Genomic DNA, 16548 nt, shown 5'->3' with positions numbered 1-16548 from the left:
AGCTGACATGGCACAAGCACGAGGACGGTCCAGCCGTGGCGGTGGGCGCGCGGCACGCGTTCAGGCCCGCACAAACCCACCCCCGGTCTACCTGCCGACCCTGAACCGTAAGGTCGGACCCATTGACCTGCTGGGTCCTGAGGGGGTCGAGCGTATCCACAATGCTGCGATGACCATTCTGGAAACCACCGGCATTGAATTCCGCGATCCGGTGGCGTTGGCTGACTGGAAGAAATACGGCGCGGACGTGCAGGGCGAACGCGTTCGTATCGGTCGCGACATGCTGATGGATCTGATTTCGTCGGTGCCGTCGGAATGGGCTTATGCGGCACGCAACCCAGAGCGGTCTTTGCGTGTAGGTAACGAGCACTCGGTCTTCGCGAACGCCTATGGCGCACCCTTTGTCTATGACCTTGACGGCGTGCGTCGCCCCTCACAGCTGGAGGATGCGCAGAACTTCTTCAAGATGAGCCAGATGAGCCAGTCGATGATGGTTCCGGGTATTTTGCCGGTGGAACCACAGGACGTACCGGTTCCGCAACGCCATCTTGAGCTTGTCCATGCAGCGCTGACGCTGACCGACAAGCCCATCAAGGGTTCGGTTTTGTCAGAACAGGCGGCACGCGACTCGGTCGACATGACCCGGATCGTGTTTGGCGAAGAGTTTGTAGACAATAACGTAGTGATGGCCGCGCTGCTGAACTGCAACACGCCGCTGGTATGGGATGAGACCATGCTGGAAAGCTTGCGCGTTTATGCTGCGGCCAACCAGCCCTGCCTGCTGTCGCCCTTCGTTTTGGCTGGGGCTTCAACGCCGGCCAGCCCGCAAGGCGGCGTGGCGCTGCTGATTGCGGAATCCTTGGCGGGCATGGCTTATAGCCAGATCATCCGACGCGGCGCGCCGATGGTTTTGGGCGTGGCAATCATGGGCGTTTCGATGAAAACAGGCGCGCCGATGATGGGGTCGCCGGAACCGGGTCTGATGAACCTGCTGGTGGGTCAGATGGCTCGGTTCTATCAGGTGCCATGGCGGACCTGCACCATGTGGACCGGGTCAAAATCGCCTGACATGCAGGCCGGTTTTGACACGGCCAACACGATGTGGCCCGTGCTGCTAGGCGGGGCGAACTACATCGTCCACTCGGCCGGTTTTCTGGAAGGGGCGTTGGGTGTCAGCTACTCGAAATGGGTGCAGGACACGCTGCAGCTTGAGAATTTCCACCGCTTCTTTAGCGGGCTTCAGGACGAAGATCTGGACCCTTTGCTGGATGACATCGCCCGGATCGGCCCTGGAGGGCATTTCCTGGGTACGGACCACACGCGTGAAAACCCGATGCATATGAACCACTTGCAAAACAACGACAGTTTTGAACAGTGGGAGGCAGAAGGATCGAAAACGGCTGAGGTTGTTGGCAATGAAGCCGCACGGCGGATGTTGGACAATTATGTGCAACCTCCGATGCCTGACGATCAGCGCGGTGCGCTGGACGAGTTTGTTGCCAAAAAGCGCCGGGAATACAGCAGTTAACTCCGACGTGGGCGCTGGCGGCCCCCGTTGCACCCTACAAGGACAGGATCGGCCCGATGACAGAAATCTCGACGAAAACGCTCTCACTCGCAGAGGTTAAGGAACTGGCCAAATCGGTCCTTGTGGCGGCGGGGATGGATGCACACGGCAGTGCTGTTTTGGCGGAAATCGTCACCCGGTCTGAACGGGACGGTCCCCGCAGCCACGGGCTGCGTATGTTGCCGGTCTATGTTCAAAGCTTCACCTCTGGATATGCCAATCCGGCGGCGGCGCCCCGGGTTGAGCGTATTGCCCCCGGCGTTTTACGTGGGGATGGTGACAACGGGTACTATCAACTTGCAGCCGGCATGGCGCGGGATGAACTGATTGCAATGACGCGTGAAAATGGCATTGCCTCTTTCACCTGTGCCAATTGCCACCACCTCGCAGCGTTGCGCTTTGACACCGAGCCACTGGCCGAGGCGGGGTTGGTGGCACTGGGAGTAGTGAACTCATTGTCGATGGTGGTGCCACAGGGCGGTGTGCGGCCGGTATTCGGTACGAACCCGATGTCTTTCGCCTGCCCGCGCGAGGGGGCCGAACCGGTTGTTTGGGATCAGGCGTCTTCGATGGTTGCACTGATGGATATTCGTATGGCCGCGGCAGAGGGGCACGATCTTCCGCGCCCGGCGGGATTGGCCCCAGATGGTCAGCCCACCGCCGATCCAAATGCCATTCTGGAATCCCGAAGCCTGCTGCCCTTTGGCGAGCACAAAGGGGCCGCGATTGCCTTTCTGATCGAAGTCTTAGGCGCGGCGTTGGCAGGTGGAACTCTATCGGTCGACAATGCCGAACGTGTAGAGCATGGCGCTTTGAACATCAAAGGCGGGGCCACGTTGATCGCTATTGATCCTGCGCGCTTTGGAAACCCGGGATTTGATGATTACGTCAAGCGTATCTGTGCGGAAATCGAGGGCAATGGCACGGCTCGCGTTCCGGGTGACGGACGGTTGAAAAACCGCGCCACCGCTCAGGAACAAGGCGTAGTTGTTAGTACGGAGTTGTTGTCGCAACTGCATGATTTGCAATAGGAATGCTTCAGATGGAAGAGGTCGCGGTTGTCGGCGGTGGCATTGTTGGCATTTCATGTGCGCTGGCGCTGCAGGCTGAGGGACATCAGGTTACGGTTTTTGAGCCTAACACTGTCGGTGAGGGGGCAAGTTGGGCGTCATGCGGTTGTATTGCCGTAGGTGAAATTGTTCCCTTGTCGCAACCCGGAATGATGTTGAAAGTGCCCGGATGGTTGCTGGACAGCGAAGCGCCCTTGTCGTTGCGTCCCAGTTCAGCGTTGAAGTTGTTGCCGTGGTTCACGCGGTTCACAGCGAACGCTCGCCCGTCAAAGATGCGGGCCATCGCGGCGGATCTGGCGCGGCTGACATTCTCGGCCACGGCGGATTTCAAAGCCCAGTTGGATGACATCGGCCACCCGGAATTGCTGATCGAGCGCCCGATCATCAAGCTGTTTGACGATGACGCTGACAAGGCGACTATGGGCGCTGCCTTTGATCTTGCGCGCGAACTTGGCTGCACTATTGACGAGATTTCGGGCCATGAAGCTCATGAACTCGACCCCGCCATAGCGCCTGATTTCAAATATGCCGCGCTGTTGCGCGATTGGAGCTATGTGACGGATCCCAAACGTTTGGTTGAAGTTCTGCATCAAACGTTCCTAAAGCGGGGCGGCATCGTCAAACGTGCAGGGGCTGCAGGGTTCGACCGAGAAGGTCGACAGGTGCGCTCGGTCAGGCTGACCGATGGCACGGTGGCGCCAACAGGACGCGTTGTTTTGGCTGCTGGCGCCAGATCCAAGGTGCTGGCGCGAGATTTGGGCGTTCCGATCCGTTTGGAAGGCGTGGCCGGATACTCAACGGCTCTGTCTGATCCGGGTCTGGAACTGAAGCACACGATTTTTTATCCAAAGGGAGGGTTCGGTGTCACGCCATACGATGGGGCCCTGGCTGTCGCCGGAACGATTGAGTTCGCAAGTTTGGATGCAGCGCCGAACTGGAACCGGGCGGATGTGCTTGTCCGGCGGGCGCATCGTGTCTTGCCCGGCTTAAAGACAGAAGAAGCTGAACGGCGCATTGGGTATCGCCCCTTCACCCCCGACACGCGCCCGATCATTGGGCGCAGTGACCGTCTGGACAACGTTCATTTCGCCACGGGTCATGGTCAGCTTGGGCTGACTTTGGCGGCCACCACTGCCCGATTGGTAGCTGCCGACATGGCCGGGCGGAACCCTCATGTCGACATAGGGGCCTTTTCACCGGACCGCTTTGCCTGATCGTAAAGCACAGGTCATTTGGCTGGCGGAGGCGGGTGAAGTTCAACAGAGGTTTAGGTGAGCCGAGCGCCCTGTGTATCGAAGCGATAACTGCGATCCGGTGTGAAACCAATACGTATCTCTTGGCCGGTTGCGACCTCGTGTTGACCGAACAGGCGGGCGGTAACCTGATGGCCTTGCATCATTGCGATCACGTTGGTGTCCCCACCTAAATGCTCCACATGGGTAACTTGCGCGCTTAAAGGACTTTCATCCGTCAGATAGAGGTCTTCGGGTCGGACGCCCATTGTGATGTCTGTGCTTTCACCTACTAAGCTGGCGGGGAAGAAATTCATCGATGGCGCGCCAAGGAAACCGGCGACAAACTGATTGGCGGGGTTGTTGTACAACTCCATCGGGCTGCCGACCTGTTCCACACGCCCATCGCGCAGCACGACGATCTTGTCCGCCAACGTCATCGCTTCGGTCTGGTCATGGGTGACATAAATCATCGAGGCATCGAGCTGCTGGTGCAGGTTTGCGATCTCAAGCCGCGTGTTCATGCGCAGGGCTGCATCCAGATTGGATAGGGGTTCGTCAAACAGGAACAGTTTGGGTTCGCGAACAATCGCTCGGCCGATGGCAACGCGCTGACGCTGGCCGCCGGACAATTCAGAAGGATAGCGGTCGATATAGGGTTCAAGGTTCAGCATCTTGCTGGCCTTGGCGACACGTTCCTCGATGACTTGCTTACTTTGGCCTTCCTGTTTCAGCGCCAACGACATGTTCTTGCGCACGTTCAGATGGGGGTAAAGCGCGTAGCTTTGAAACACCATCGCGATACCGCGCTTTGAAGGCGGGGTGAGGTTCATTACTTCGCCGCCTATGCGCACTTCGCCCGATGTTACATCCTCAAGTCCCGCGATCACGCGCAGAAGGGTGGACTTTCCACAACCCGAGGGGCCGACGAAGACGACAAACTCGCCGTCTTCAACTTCGATGTTGATGTCTTTGAGCACCTCAACAGTGCCAAAGGACTTGTTCACGTTCGTAAGCGTCAGGGCGGTCATGTGCGTGCCTCTTTCAGCGAAATGGGTTGGCCAGTACGGATGCTTTCGTCTGCTGCCAGACAGATGGCCAGCGATTGCACGGCGTCGTTCATGTGGCGGGTTAGATCGATGTCGTCGGCAATAGCGCGCAGCATGTACGCCTGCTCTGCGTCGCAAAGCTCCTGATGGCCGGGTTCGTCGGGCAAGTCGATCTGACTGTCCCCCTCAGGGCGGTGGACCAGAATGCCGCCGACCTTGGTGTGGCCATCGATATCCGCGGAGGCACCTTTGTTGCCATCAGTGATCGAAACCGACCCGTTGGGCGAGACGATGTCTTTCACGAAAAACGCGGTCTCAGACATCATCGGGCCCCAACCGGCCTCGTACCAACCGACCGAGCCGTCTTCGAAAACCACCTGAAACTGTCCGTAATTGTACATGTCTTCGGCGATCTCATCGCTCAGGCGCAGGCCCATTCCATGTACGCGCACCGGGTCCGAGTCCGTGATCTGGCACATCACATCGACGTAATGAACGCCGCAATCTACGATGGGAGAGGTGGTCTGCATCAGCGCCTTATGCGTTTCCCACTCGGCTCCGCTGCTCTGCTGGTTGAGGTTCAGGCGAAACACATAGGGCCCGCCAAGGTCACGCGCCTCGGAAATCAGGCGCATCCACGAAGGATGATGCCGCAGGATGTAGCCGACCACCAGCTTGCGGTTGGTCTGGATGGCCTTCTCGACAACACGTTTGGCATCGGCCACGGTGGTGGCCAGTGGTTTTTCAACGAAGACATGCGCACCGGCTTCCATCGCTGCGCAGGCATAATCGGCATGGCTGTCGGAATAGGTGGCGACAACCACCAAATCCGGATTTGTCTCGGCCAACGCAGAATGGAAGTCCGAATGGGCGGGATATTGACCCAACTCTGGATGATCCACATCACCGGACCTGTTCACCAGCCCAACGATTTGCGCGTCCGGATGGTGGTGATGGGCCAGCGCATGGCTCAGGCCCATATTGCCAAGGCCAGCAATCAGAACTCGGGTCATTTGACAGCTCCTGAAGTGATGCCGCGGATCAGTTGACGCGAGAAGATGACGTAGAGCACCAGTACCGGCAGGATCGCCATTGACAGGGCAGACAGAACCGCGTTCCAGTCCGTAACGAACTGGCCGATGAAAACCTGACTGCCCAGCGTCAGTGTTTTAGTCTCCTCCGCCGGGGCGAGGATCAGCGGGAACCACAGATCGTTCCAGATCGGGATCATGTTGAACACGGCCACTGTCGCCATGGCCGGGCGCACAAGCGGCAAGACAAGACGGAAGAAGATCGTGTATTCCGACAACCCATCGACCCGGCCCGCATCTTTCAGGTCGTCCGAGACCTGCCGCATGAACTCGGACAGGATAAACACCGCCAACGGCAATCCTTGCGCCGTGTAGACAAGTATCAGGGCCCAAAGCGTGTTTACCAGACCTGTTGCCACCATCATCTCAAGGATCGCGACAGTACCGATACGGATCGGAATCATGATCCCAAGTGCCAGATAGAGACCCATCAGCAGGTTGCCCTTGAACCGGTATTCACTGAGGGCAAAGGCCGCCATGGCACCAAAAAGCAGGATGAATGCCAGTGACACCACCGTAACGATCATCGAATTCTGGAAGTACAGGAAGAAATCCCCTTGTTTCATCACCGTCTGGTAACCGATCAGCGAAAAGCTTTCAGCGTCGGGCAGGGCAAGAGGTTCGCGGAAGATGGCGCGCCGGGTTTTGAAGCTGTTGATGATGATGACGAAGACCGGGAACAGGGCGATCAGCGTGTAAAGGATCAGCGCTCCGTGCATTGCGGCGGTGTTCAGCGGGTTTTGGCGTGCTTTGTTCATTGCCATGCCCTCACAACTGGTACCGGCGCATCCGGGTCTGGATGCCGAAGAGGTAGATGCAGACCCCCACAAGGATGATCGCGAACATGGCCCCTGCGATAGCGGATCCCATATGCGGATCTCCCAATTGTAATTGGAAGCCAAAGAAGGTGCGGTACATGAATGTACCAAGGATGTCGGTTGAGAAATCCGGCCCAGCCAGTGCCCCCTGAGAGACATAGATCAAGTCAAACGCGTTGAAGTTGCCCACAAATGTCAGGATCGAGATGATACCGATGGACGGCAATATGAGCGGCAGTTTGATTTTCCAGAACGCGGAAGCTCCGGTAATCCCGTCAATCTCGCCGGCCTCAAGGATCTCTTCGGGGATCGACAGGAGGGCAGCATAGATCAACATCATCGGGATACCGACGAATTGCCAGACCGAAACCAGCGCCAGCGTTGTCAGGGCATATTCTTCTTTACCCAGCCACGGTGCAAACAGTGACTTCAGACCGATGGCGTCCAGCATCGAAGGCGCGATGCCCCAAAGGGGTGACAGAATTAGTTTCCAAGCAAAACCAACAATCACAAAGCTTAGGATCGTGGGGATGAAAATCGCTGACCGATACAGTGCAGCGAACCTCAGGCGGGGATGGGACAAGATTGCCGCCAGGGCGATGCCGATGGGGTTCTGCACCAGCATATGGATCAGGAAGAACCAGAAGTTGTTGCCCAATGCGTTCCAGAACTGTTCGGACCAGATCGGGTCAAAAAACAGCGTGCGGAAATTTTCCAAGCCCACATAGACGCGCGCCTGATCAACCTCGCTGAACAGTGCGAGGCGGAGCGTGTTGAACAAAGGGAAGATCATCACCGCCGTGTAGACCAGAACCGCAGGGGCAAGGAAAACGGCGATGTGCCAGCGGATGCGGCGGGTCTGCATGACGGTCTCCGGGAAAAGGTCCGGACGCGAAACCCCGCGTCCGGTGATGGTTAGCGCTCAGGTTTTACTGATGCGGTGCGTACCAACTGGCCAAACCGTCCTGCAACTGCTGGCCCAACGCCTCGGGGCTTTCCGTGCCTTTAATGGCAGCAACAGATGCGCCCCAGGTTTCGTTTTCCAGGTTCGGCGTGCCGCGTGACAGGATCTGATAGGTCGAACGGATCGTGCTTTCGCACTCATCCCGCCAGCCGACGATTTCCTTGGCCAGCGGGTCTTCCAACTCGACCGGAGTGTTGGACAGGGGGAAGAACCCGGGAACCGCGTTGCCAAAGATGCTGGCGAACTCCGGGCTGGCGACCCAGGACAGGAATGTCCGTGCGGCCTCTTGGTTTTCACTGGCCGCGTTCAGGCCGATGCCAATGTCTGTGTGGTCCGAGATATAGCAGGTGTCACCCGCATTCTGGACCGGAGGCTTGAAAGCACCCATTTCGAAATCAGCCTGTGTATTGAAGCCAGCGATTTCCCAACTGCCCGCCGGGTAGATTGCGGCGCGACCGAGGGTGAACAGGTTCTGACTGTCAGGATAGGTCTGTGCTTCGTATCCGTCACCCAGATAGTCCGCCCATTTAGCCAGTGTTGCATAGGGTGCAACCCATTGCGGGTCCGTCAGTTTCTGCTCACCTTTGATCAGCGCCAGACGGCCTTCTTCACCTTTCCAATAGTTTGGGCCGATATTGTTATAGCCCATCGTGGCAGCTTCCCACTGGTCGTTGGTACCCATCGCCATAGGGATATAGGTGCCGTCTTCCTTGATCTTGTCCAAAGCAGCAAAGAACTCAGCCTCGGTGGTGGGGACTTCAAGGCCCAATTCGTTGAAGGCGTCTTTGTTGTAGATAAAGCCGTGGATCACCGACGCCATAGGCACGCAGAAGCTGGCGGATGCGTCATCAGTCTGCCATGCGGATTTCGCAACATCCGAGAAATTGCCCATGGCCTCGAGGTCGGACAGGTCGGTGAGATGCCCGCTTTCGTACAGCGCCAGCGAAGCGTCAAACGGACGGCAGGTGATCAGGTCGCCGGCCGATCCGGCCTCAAGTTTCGAGTTCAGAACTGCGTTGTACTCGGCAGGAGCAGAGGGCGAGAAAATAACCTTGATCCCGGGGTTTTCGGCTTCGAAAGCGGGAATGATTTTGTCCTGCCAGAGGGCCAGATCGTCATTGCGCCAGCTTTCGATTGTCAGCGTAGCCTCTTGTGCATAGGCGCTTGTGACCAGCGCTGTGCTCATCAGAGCCAGGCTTAGAACTTTGCGTTTCATTTTGCTTCTCCCAGGTTTGTGTTTTCGTTGTTTCGCTTCAATCGGTTCGTTGCAGGTCGAAGGTGGCCGTTTGTTTCATCCAGAAGCGCTTGCGCAGCTTCATCAGATCCGGCGCCTGCTGCGACGAGCACTGCACATTTGAGATCGCCGCCTGTGATGTTCAGCGCCGATGCAGCTTGTTCAGGATCAACGCCCGTCAGCTGACACACGATCCCGTTGGCACGAGCACGTAATTTGTCGTTGTCGGCGCGAAGGTTGATCATCATTCCGTCCTGAACATGGCCCAACTCGACAGCCATGAGGGTGGAAAGCATATTCAATGCAATTTTCTGCGCGGTCCCTGCGCCCATTCGGGTCGAGCCGGATACAAGTTCCGGCGGTGTCTCCAGCAGGACTGCATGGTCCGAAAGCTGCAAGAGTTCAGAGCCTGCATTGTTGGCGATGCCAATGACCTGGGCGCCTTTTTCACGGGCAATACGAGCGGCCGCGACGGTGTACGGTGTGGTTCCACTGGCAGACACTGCGATCAGAGTGTCTGGGGCGGAAAGTTCAGCCAACTCATCTGTAAGGGTGTTCGAGATATCTTCAACATCTCCGGGCATCTCCGCGCTAGAAGGCAATCCGCCTGCCATGTGAATGTGGACCTGATTTGCCGGGATGGAAAAAGTGCCCCCAAGTTCCAGAGCATCCGCTGCAGCCATGAGGCCAGAGGAACCTGCTGCCAAATAGCGCAGAACGCCTTTCGCCCGGATCGTGGCGGCCATGGCCTGTGCCCCGTCACAGATTGGGCCCACCGCATCCAGTGGCGCAGACGCGGCCAAGGCTTGCGACTGCGCCAGAAGGGCAGCGACATCCGACAGCGGGCGCGTGTCGAGCCCGACTGCATTTGGGTGCAACTGTTCTGTCACAGGTGTGTTCAAGTGATTCTCCCCCAGTCTCTCGGCATCATACCTTTTAGATACCATTAGTCTACCATTTTGTTTATTTCCCTCAATAATGCAATTTAACTCACATGAGGTCGTATTTTGGCCTTCTAAATCTTGAAAAGGTATTATAAAGGTCTCTTCATGACTCGCTGCATGGATAACCTGGTTTTGGCAATTGACGGTGGAGGTACGCGGTGCCGCCTCGCTTTGTCGGATCGTGCTCGAAGCTGGCGGGTTGAGGTTGGGTCGGCGAACGTGTCGACCGATTTCGATGCATCCGTCACTGAGCTTTCGCAAGGATTGGCTGCGTTGGTTCAACAAGCTGGCGTTGACGTCGCTGACCTTGCCAAAGTGCCGGCGTATCTGGGGTTGGCAGGAGTCACAGGGTCCGCCGTTGCTGATCGTCTGGCTGCGACCCTGCCCTTTACGCATGTGCGCATAGAAGATGATCGCCCATCTGCCCTTCGCGGGGCGTTAGGGCCGCGTGACGGGTTTGTTGCGCATTGTGGTACCGGGTCTTTTCTGGCCGTGCAGCAGAGTGGCAAGCCAAGATTTGCCGGAGGATGGGGGCCGGTCCTGGGTGATCAGGCTTCGGCTCAGTGGGTCGGAAGACGAGCGTTGTCCGAGGTGCTGGAATGTGCCGATGGTGTGATTGCGTCGTCCGAAATGTCCGAACACTTGCTGCGTCGTTTCGAAGGTGCGTCTGGTATCGTCAAAGCCGCGTCGACGATGTCTCCTACGGTATTTGGAACCTTGGCACCTGTCGTCACACAGTTTGCAGGCCGGGGGGACACACTTGCGATGTCGATCATGCAGGCGGGTGCCGACTATTTGGCAGACAGGCTGGAGAAATTGGGTTGGACCCCCGGTGTTCCCATTTGCCTGACTGGCGGAATAGGTCCGCACTATGCCGTTTTTTTGCCAAAAGACATGCAGCAGGATTTAGCGCATCCATCAGGTGATCCGCTTTCAGGGGCTATTGCTTTGGCACATGCGTTCAAAGAGGAGGTCGATCATGAGCGTTGTTGATTTCCTAAAGCCCGAGGGCTGGCTGGGCCAGTCTGCCGGACCACGTTATGTGCAGCTGCGCCAGAGGCTTGAGCAAGGTATCGAGGAAGGTATCCTGCCGCCAAACAGCTCTCTACCGCCCGAACGTGAGATCGCGGAGTTGACGGACCTGTCGCGCGTGACAGTGCGCAAGGCCATTCAGGAGTTGGTGCGCAAAGGAACAATCGAGCAGCGACAAGGTTCAGGGTCTTTTGTGCGGGAACCTGTCGCGCGGGTCGAGCAGTCCCTGTCACATCTGACCTCCTTCACCGAGGATATGGAGCGGCGTGGGTTTGAGACGACCTCGACGTGGCTGGAGCGGGGAATTTTCCTGCCGGCACCAGATGAAATGTTGGCGTTGGGCCTGTCGGCGAGTGATCAAGTTGCTCGTATCCACCGTCTGCGTGCCGCCGGAGGACGCCCGATGGCCTTAGAACGCGCCGCGCTGCCGCTGGATATCTTGCCTAACCCGACCGAGGTGACCGGGTCGCTTTATGCCGTGCTTGAGCAGTCAGGTCATCGTCCGGTCCGCGCGATCCAAAAGATCTCGGCCATCAACCTTGAAGCAACCGAAGCGCGGCTGCTGGACGTCGCAGAAGGTACGGCAGGTTTGCGTATTCAGCGTACGTCATATCTGGAAAGCGGACGAGTGGCCGAACTCACCCGTTCCATCTATCGCGGTGATGCCTACGATTTCGTGGCCGAACTGCGTCTATCAAACTGAAAGGGCGGACCTGATGTCCAACCAACTCACGCTTATGCGGCAGGAAATCAACGAAATACCTGTCGCCGTTGACCGTCTGCTGACCGAAGGAACCGAGGCCGTCAGATCAACTGCGCAAGCGGTGCGCGCGAGCGATCCGCGCTTTTTAATTTCGGTCGCGAGGGGGTCGTCGGATCATGCCTGCAGTTATCTGAAATACGCGTCAGAACTGTTGCTGGGCCTGCCCATGGCGTCGGTTGGGCCAAGCGTCAAGTCGATCTACGGCGTCGATATGCGCTGTCCAAACGCGTTGTGCATATCGGTGTCGCAATCCGGTCAAAGCCCGGACATTGTTCGCCTGACCCAATCGCTGACCCAAGGCGGCGCTTATTCGGTGGCGATCACCAATGATACCGGTTCGGCCCTGGCGAATGTTGCCTCGGCCGCATTGCCCATTCATGCCGGACCAGAGTTGAGTGTTGCGGCGACCAAAACATTTGTGACGTCTTTGGTTGCCGGGCTTTGGTTGCTGGCCGAGATCAAAGGCGACGCAGCATTGCTGACGGCCATCCGCAACCTGCCCAAAGATCTGGAGCGGGCCATTGCCTGCGATTGGGGTGTTGTAATTGATGCGATCGATGGCCAGTCGCTGTTCACGTTGGGACGCGGAACGTCCTGGGCGATCTCGAACGAGGCGGCGTTAAAGTTCAAGGAAACCTGCCAGATCCACGCCGAGAGCTACTCCTCTGCCGAAGTGTTGCACGGTCCGGTTTCGATAGTGGATCAAGGTTTTCCAGTCCTCGCCTTTTCCTCCGGCGACGCTGCCGAGGCAAATATTGCAGAGGTCGCAGATGCACTTGCGGCCAAGGGCGCACAGGTTTTTGCAACGACGGATCGCGTAAAGGATGCTGTTTCGCTGCCGCATGTGCGGACAGCGCATTGGATGACCGATCCTGTCGCTGCCATTGCTTCTTTCTATGGCATGGTTGAAGCCGTCGCTGCGCGTCGCGGCATCAACCCTGATACACCGCGCCATCTTCGAAAAGTGACCGAAACAGTATGAATGGCTCAATCATCACCTTCGCCGGCGGTCCGATCTTTGACGGAGAGACACTGTTTCAGGATCATGCCATTCGGTTTGTTGACGGCACGCTCGACGCGATAATGCCGACAAATGATCTGCCGACTGACACAAAGATCGAGGATCTGTCAGGCGATATTCTAAGCTCTGGCTACGTGGACTTGCAGGTGAATGGCGGAGGAGGTGTGATGTTCAATGACGCGCCCTCGGTAGAAACGTTGCAGCGTATCGTTCAGGCGCATCGCGGGTTGGGGTCAACTGCAATCCTGCCGACGCTGATTACGGACACGCCAGAGAAAACAACTGCTGCCATACAGGCTGCGATACAGGCGGTGCGCCAGAGGGTTCCTGGCATTGCAGGTCTGCATCTTGAAGGGCCGCACTTGTCGGTGCGTCGCAAGGGTGCCCATGACGGCGCGCTGATCCGCCCGATGGAGGAAGCTGATCTTGATCAGCTTTTGACTGCTGCCCGCAAGTTACCTGCGCTGATGGTCACGTTGGCGCCGGAGAACGTTTCGATTGACCAGGTCAAGGCATTGACCCAGGCGGGGATTATCGTCTCGCTGGGCCACACCGACGCCCCATTTGACACTTGTATGTCTTACGCAAAGGCGGGTGCCCGCTGCGCGACGCATCTGTTCAACGCAATGAGCCAACTCGGCAGTCGCGAGCCCGGTTTGGTGGGCGCAGTGCTTGCAAGCGGGGATCTGTCTGCAGGTCTGATCGCGGACACTGTGCATGTTCATTCCGAAACGATGCGCGCTGCATTTGCGGCCAAACGCGGGCCGGGAAAAATATTCTTGGTCAGCGATGCGATGGCCGTAGCGGGCACCGATCAGACAGAGTTTCATCTGGAAGGGCGGCTTATCCGGCGCGAGGAGGGCAGGCTGACACTGCAAGACGGTACACTGGCAGGGGCGGACTTGGACCTGACAACCGCCATACGGAACCTGGTGACAAAAGTCGGAATGCCACTGTCACAAGCTTTAGCAGCAGCAACCAGCGTTCCGGCTGAATTGATCCTGAAGGGGGCATCCAAGCCAGTCCCGCAACTGTCTGACATGGTACGTGTCTCGCCCGATTTGTCGAAAGTGACACCGGTTCAGTGTTTCACTGATGGTGCTTGAACGGAAAGAGTATTCTTACTTTTCTACTTCGAATCTCTTTGCTGTTTTATGTGCTCAATGAACAGCTTTAGTGGCATCATGCCTCTGTATTCCCGCGGGTAATAAAGGAAAATACCGGGCGTCTGGCCCAGATGGTCTTCAAGAACTGGCTTGAGGTAGCCTTCACCGATTTCAGCGGCCACAAAGGCCCGGAATGTATAAACCAGCCCCAACCCCTGTTTTGCAAGATCGATAGAAGCCGGCAAAGTGTTTGTGATTAGATTGCCTTGCACTTGAACGGAATACGGTCCCTCTTTGGTTTCAAAACTCCACGGAGCAATCTGGCCAGAAGACTGAAACCTGTATCGGATACAGTTATGCTCAAGAAGATCGCGTGGGTCCGCGGGCGTGCCGTGGGCGTTCAGATAGTGCGGACTTGCTGATATGGCCAGTTGCAACGGCTGAGTAAGGCGAACCGCGACCATATCTTGCGCAACTCGGTCTCCCAACCGGAATCCAGCATGCAACTCTTCGCCCAAAATGTCCGATAGCGCATCCGTCAATGACAGCTCCAGTTCAATCTCGGGAAATTTGGCGCAAAAGCTGTTCAGGATCGGACTCACATACAAATGGTACGCAAATTCAGGCATGGCCAACTTCAGCGTGCCACGGGCGGCATGGCCTGTGCTGCGTGCACTTTCTACCGCCTCGGACAGTTGGTCAAAGGCTGGGCCCGCTCCACGGATGAGCGCACGCCCGGCTTCGGTCAGGCTGATAGAGCGCGTTGTTCTTATGAAAAGTGTCGTATCCAGTTGGTCTTCCAGCGACTTTAATTGATGACTCACAGTCGATGGTTTGATGCCAAGTGCGTCTGCGGCGGCCCGCAGCGACCCGTGCCTTGCTATGGCAGTGAAGATTTCAAGCGTTGCAAGCGGTAAGCGCATAGGGTCCCCGATCTTGGCTTTGTTCGATTCTATACATGAAAGTAGTGAATTTCGGGACAATTATCACACAGCGGCGAAATAACTAAGTTCTCGTCATCACCGCATAGATCTGCAGAAAGCGTTGCAGTTACCCCACGCCGAAGCGCTTGAGAGGACAAGAGATGAAACACCTGACCAAAGCCGCAGCACTCGCCACCGCAATCATCGCAGGAGATACCGCCATGGCCGCCTCACCAGAAGAGAACATCAAAGTGGTCCAAGACTTTTTTGCCGCCTACGGCGCGAACGATCTGGACGGAATTGCTGCCGTGATGGACGAGGACGTCAAATGGCACATTCCGGGTCGTCACCCATTGTCTGGAACGAAGAACGGGCGCGAGGAAGTGCTCGCCTTCTTCGCACAATTGGGCACAGCCGGGTTCCAAGCCCAGCCGATCTATTTCGGCGCGGATGAGACACATGTCGTGGACATTCATCGCGGTTGGTCGAATGTAGACGGAAAACCGAATGTAGATACGACCTGGGCGCTGGTCTATCGCATCGAAGAGGGCAAGATCGTCGAAGCGACGAACCTTTCTGCCGATCAGGATGCAGCAAATACGTTTTTCTGGTCGCAATATGATCTGGCTCCGCTGCCGGACCGGCTGGCTGATTAATTCGTCCAATGGTGAAGTGTATGAATAACTATCCCACTATACGTTCCTTTATCGCGGATTGGTTCGCGCGGTTTGACCAGCTTGATCCGATCGAGGCATTCCTTCAGGATCTACACCCCGATGTAGACTGGGACATGCCGGATGTTGACACGACCTTGACTGGGCACGCTCGGGTACGCGCGTGGTATACAGACGTACTTGCAACCTTGCAGCGCCCGACCGAACATCACGTCAGCAAGATAAAGGTAACGCTCGGCGCTGCCGAGTTCGAAGTTCTATTTCGTGCCACAACCGTTGCCGGAGAACATGTCGAAGCGCGGGTTCAGGAAAACTGGCGGTTTGACACGCGTTCTGATGGTCGCCCTCTCATAACCAAATATTCAGCGAAACTTCTGCAAGAGGTAGACACATGAAAACCCTCGTTCTCACCGCGCATCCAGACCTGAACAAATCCCGGATCAACCGAGCCTGGTTCGATGCTCTTTCGGAAGCAGAAGAAGTCACCGCACGCGACTTGACTGATGTTGGCGGTGCTGAGATGCGTTTTGACATCGAAACGGAACAAGCATTGCTGTTGACCCATGACCGGATTGTGTTTCAATTCCCGTTCTACTGGTATTCTGCGCCGCCTGTGATGAAAGCCTGGATGGATCAGGTTTTAAGCTATGGCTTTGCCTACGGACCCGGTGGGGATCGCCTAAAAGGGCGCGAGTTTCTGATCCTTGTCTCCACGGGTGGGCCCGAGCACAGTTACCACGCGGGTGGGTACAACAATTACTCGATGGCCGAGTTTCTGAAGCCTTTCCAGCAAACAGCGAACCTTGCCGGAATGACGTATCTGCGCCCCTTTGTGGCTCATGGGATGGCGTTGGCCTCGCAAGATCAAATCGAAGCGACCGTACCGGACATGTTGGCCCATCTAACCGATCCGGACTTGGATCCAAAAGTTAAACAGGCGCGCTTGTTGAAACAACTTGCGGATGACCCGACCAAAGCCGCCGCTGTCAGTTAATCCTACCCTAAATGAAACCGCAGCCCTTTTGGCTAACCGCATTGATGCAGAACTTCAAAACCGTCT

Annotated in this window: 17 protein-coding genes; 10 read left to right on the top strand and 7 right to left on the bottom strand. The window is 56.9% G+C overall.

Annotated features, from left to right (window positions below; translation table 11 throughout):
• The first annotated feature begins 7 nt into the window (after window positions 1-7).
• The 3 genes from ACR0EV_RS10715 to ACR0EV_RS10705 are packed head-to-tail and all read left to right on the top strand — an operon-like array spanning window position 8 to window position 3851.
• Window positions 8-1528: a trimethylamine methyltransferase family protein gene (locus ACR0EV_RS10715; protein WP_171187410.1), complete on the top strand. Its 1521-nt coding sequence runs from the start codon at window positions 8-10 to the stop codon at window positions 1526-1528.
• A gap of 56 nt (window positions 1529-1584) precedes the next feature.
• Window positions 1585-2598, top strand: coding sequence for an Ldh family oxidoreductase (locus ACR0EV_RS10710; RefSeq protein WP_480800058.1), 1014 nt, complete (start codon window positions 1585-1587; stop codon window positions 2596-2598).
• 11 nt (window positions 2599-2609) lie between these two features.
• Window positions 2610-3851, top strand: coding sequence for an NAD(P)/FAD-dependent oxidoreductase (locus ACR0EV_RS10705; protein ID WP_480800057.1), 1242 nt, complete (start codon window positions 2610-2612; stop codon window positions 3849-3851).
• 53 nt (window positions 3852-3904) lie between these two features.
• On the opposite strand, the gene ACR0EV_RS10700 is transcribed toward ACR0EV_RS10705, so the two are convergent.
• From ACR0EV_RS10700 to ACR0EV_RS10675, 6 genes are all read right to left on the bottom strand, one after another.
• Complete coding sequence (locus ACR0EV_RS10700) at window positions 3905-4900, bottom strand: ABC transporter ATP-binding protein (RefSeq protein WP_480800056.1); 996 nt, start codon at window positions 4898-4900, stop codon at window positions 3905-3907.
• Window positions 4897-5931: a Gfo/Idh/MocA family protein gene (locus tag ACR0EV_RS10695; protein ID WP_480800055.1), complete on the bottom strand. Its 1035-nt coding sequence runs from the start codon at window positions 5929-5931 to the stop codon at window positions 4897-4899. Before ACR0EV_RS10695 ends, ACR0EV_RS10700 begins: the two co-directional genes overlap by 4 nt.
• The gene (locus ACR0EV_RS10690) at window positions 5928-6767 is read right to left on the bottom strand and encodes a carbohydrate ABC transporter permease (protein ID WP_171187418.1); all 840 of its coding nucleotides are present in this window, start codon (window positions 6765-6767) and stop codon (window positions 5928-5930) included. The genes ACR0EV_RS10695 and ACR0EV_RS10690 overlap by 4 nt, the downstream gene beginning before the upstream one ends.
• A 10-nt stretch (window positions 6768-6777) precedes the next feature.
• Complete coding sequence (locus ACR0EV_RS10685) at window positions 6778-7692, bottom strand: carbohydrate ABC transporter permease (protein ID WP_171095593.1); 915 nt, start codon at window positions 7690-7692, stop codon at window positions 6778-6780.
• Between the two features lie 64 nt (window positions 7693-7756).
• The gene (locus ACR0EV_RS10680) at window positions 7757-9007 is read right to left on the bottom strand and encodes an ABC transporter substrate-binding protein (protein WP_480800054.1); all 1251 of its coding nucleotides are present in this window, start codon (window positions 9005-9007) and stop codon (window positions 7757-7759) included.
• On the bottom strand, window positions 9004-9927 hold the full coding sequence (locus tag ACR0EV_RS10675; RefSeq protein ID WP_480800053.1) for an N-acetylmuramic acid 6-phosphate etherase: 924 nt from the start codon (window positions 9925-9927) through the stop codon (window positions 9004-9006). Before ACR0EV_RS10675 ends, ACR0EV_RS10680 begins: the two co-directional genes overlap by 4 nt.
• A 159-nt stretch (window positions 9928-10086) precedes the next feature.
• Between ACR0EV_RS10675 and ACR0EV_RS10670 the strand changes: the two genes are divergently transcribed.
• Genes ACR0EV_RS10670 through nagA form a run of 4 tightly spaced genes read left to right on the top strand, consistent with a single transcriptional unit; the run spans window position 10087 to window position 13891 of the window.
• A complete protein-coding gene (locus ACR0EV_RS10670) occupies window positions 10087-10962 on the top strand; it encodes a glucosamine kinase nucleotide-binding domain-containing protein (protein WP_480800052.1) in 876 nt (291 codons plus the stop codon).
• Window positions 10949-11704: a GntR family transcriptional regulator gene (locus ACR0EV_RS10665; protein ID WP_480800051.1), complete on the top strand. Its 756-nt coding sequence runs from the start codon at window positions 10949-10951 to the stop codon at window positions 11702-11704. Before ACR0EV_RS10670 ends, ACR0EV_RS10665 begins: the two co-directional genes overlap by 14 nt.
• 13 nt (window positions 11705-11717) lie before the next feature.
• Window positions 11718-12746: an SIS domain-containing protein gene (locus ACR0EV_RS10660; protein WP_480800050.1), complete on the top strand. Its 1029-nt coding sequence runs from the start codon at window positions 11718-11720 to the stop codon at window positions 12744-12746.
• A complete protein-coding gene (nagA, locus tag ACR0EV_RS10655) occupies window positions 12743-13891 on the top strand; it encodes an N-acetylglucosamine-6-phosphate deacetylase (protein WP_480800049.1) in 1149 nt (382 codons plus the stop codon). The genes ACR0EV_RS10660 and nagA overlap by 4 nt, the downstream gene beginning before the upstream one ends.
• A gap of 23 nt (window positions 13892-13914) precedes the next feature.
• Here nagA and ACR0EV_RS10650 read toward each other — a convergent pair whose 3' ends face one another.
• Window positions 13915-14814 (bottom strand): LysR family transcriptional regulator, encoded by a 900-nt coding sequence (locus ACR0EV_RS10650; protein ID WP_480800048.1) that lies wholly within the window; start codon window positions 14812-14814, stop codon window positions 13915-13917.
• 161 nt (window positions 14815-14975) lie between these two features.
• On the opposite strand from ACR0EV_RS10650, the gene ACR0EV_RS10645 reads away from it, so the two are divergent.
• From ACR0EV_RS10645 to ACR0EV_RS10635, 3 genes are read left to right on the top strand one after another with little or no spacing between them, the layout of a single operon-like run.
• Window positions 14976-15470: a nuclear transport factor 2 family protein gene (locus tag ACR0EV_RS10645; RefSeq protein WP_480800047.1), complete on the top strand. Its 495-nt coding sequence runs from the start codon at window positions 14976-14978 to the stop codon at window positions 15468-15470.
• A 20-nt stretch (window positions 15471-15490) separates the two neighbouring features.
• Entirely contained in the window at window positions 15491-15883 is a 393-nt protein-coding gene (locus ACR0EV_RS10640) for a nuclear transport factor 2 family protein (protein WP_480800046.1), read from the top strand.
• Window positions 15880-16482 (top strand): NAD(P)H-dependent oxidoreductase, encoded by a 603-nt coding sequence (locus ACR0EV_RS10635; protein ID WP_480800045.1) that lies wholly within the window; start codon window positions 15880-15882, stop codon window positions 16480-16482. Before ACR0EV_RS10640 ends, ACR0EV_RS10635 begins: the two co-directional genes overlap by 4 nt.
• Window positions 16483-16548: the final 66 nt, after the last annotated feature.

Source organism: Ruegeria sp. CF8 (assembly GCF_056537285.1).
This window is presented reverse-complemented; position numbering and strand designations above follow the sequence as displayed.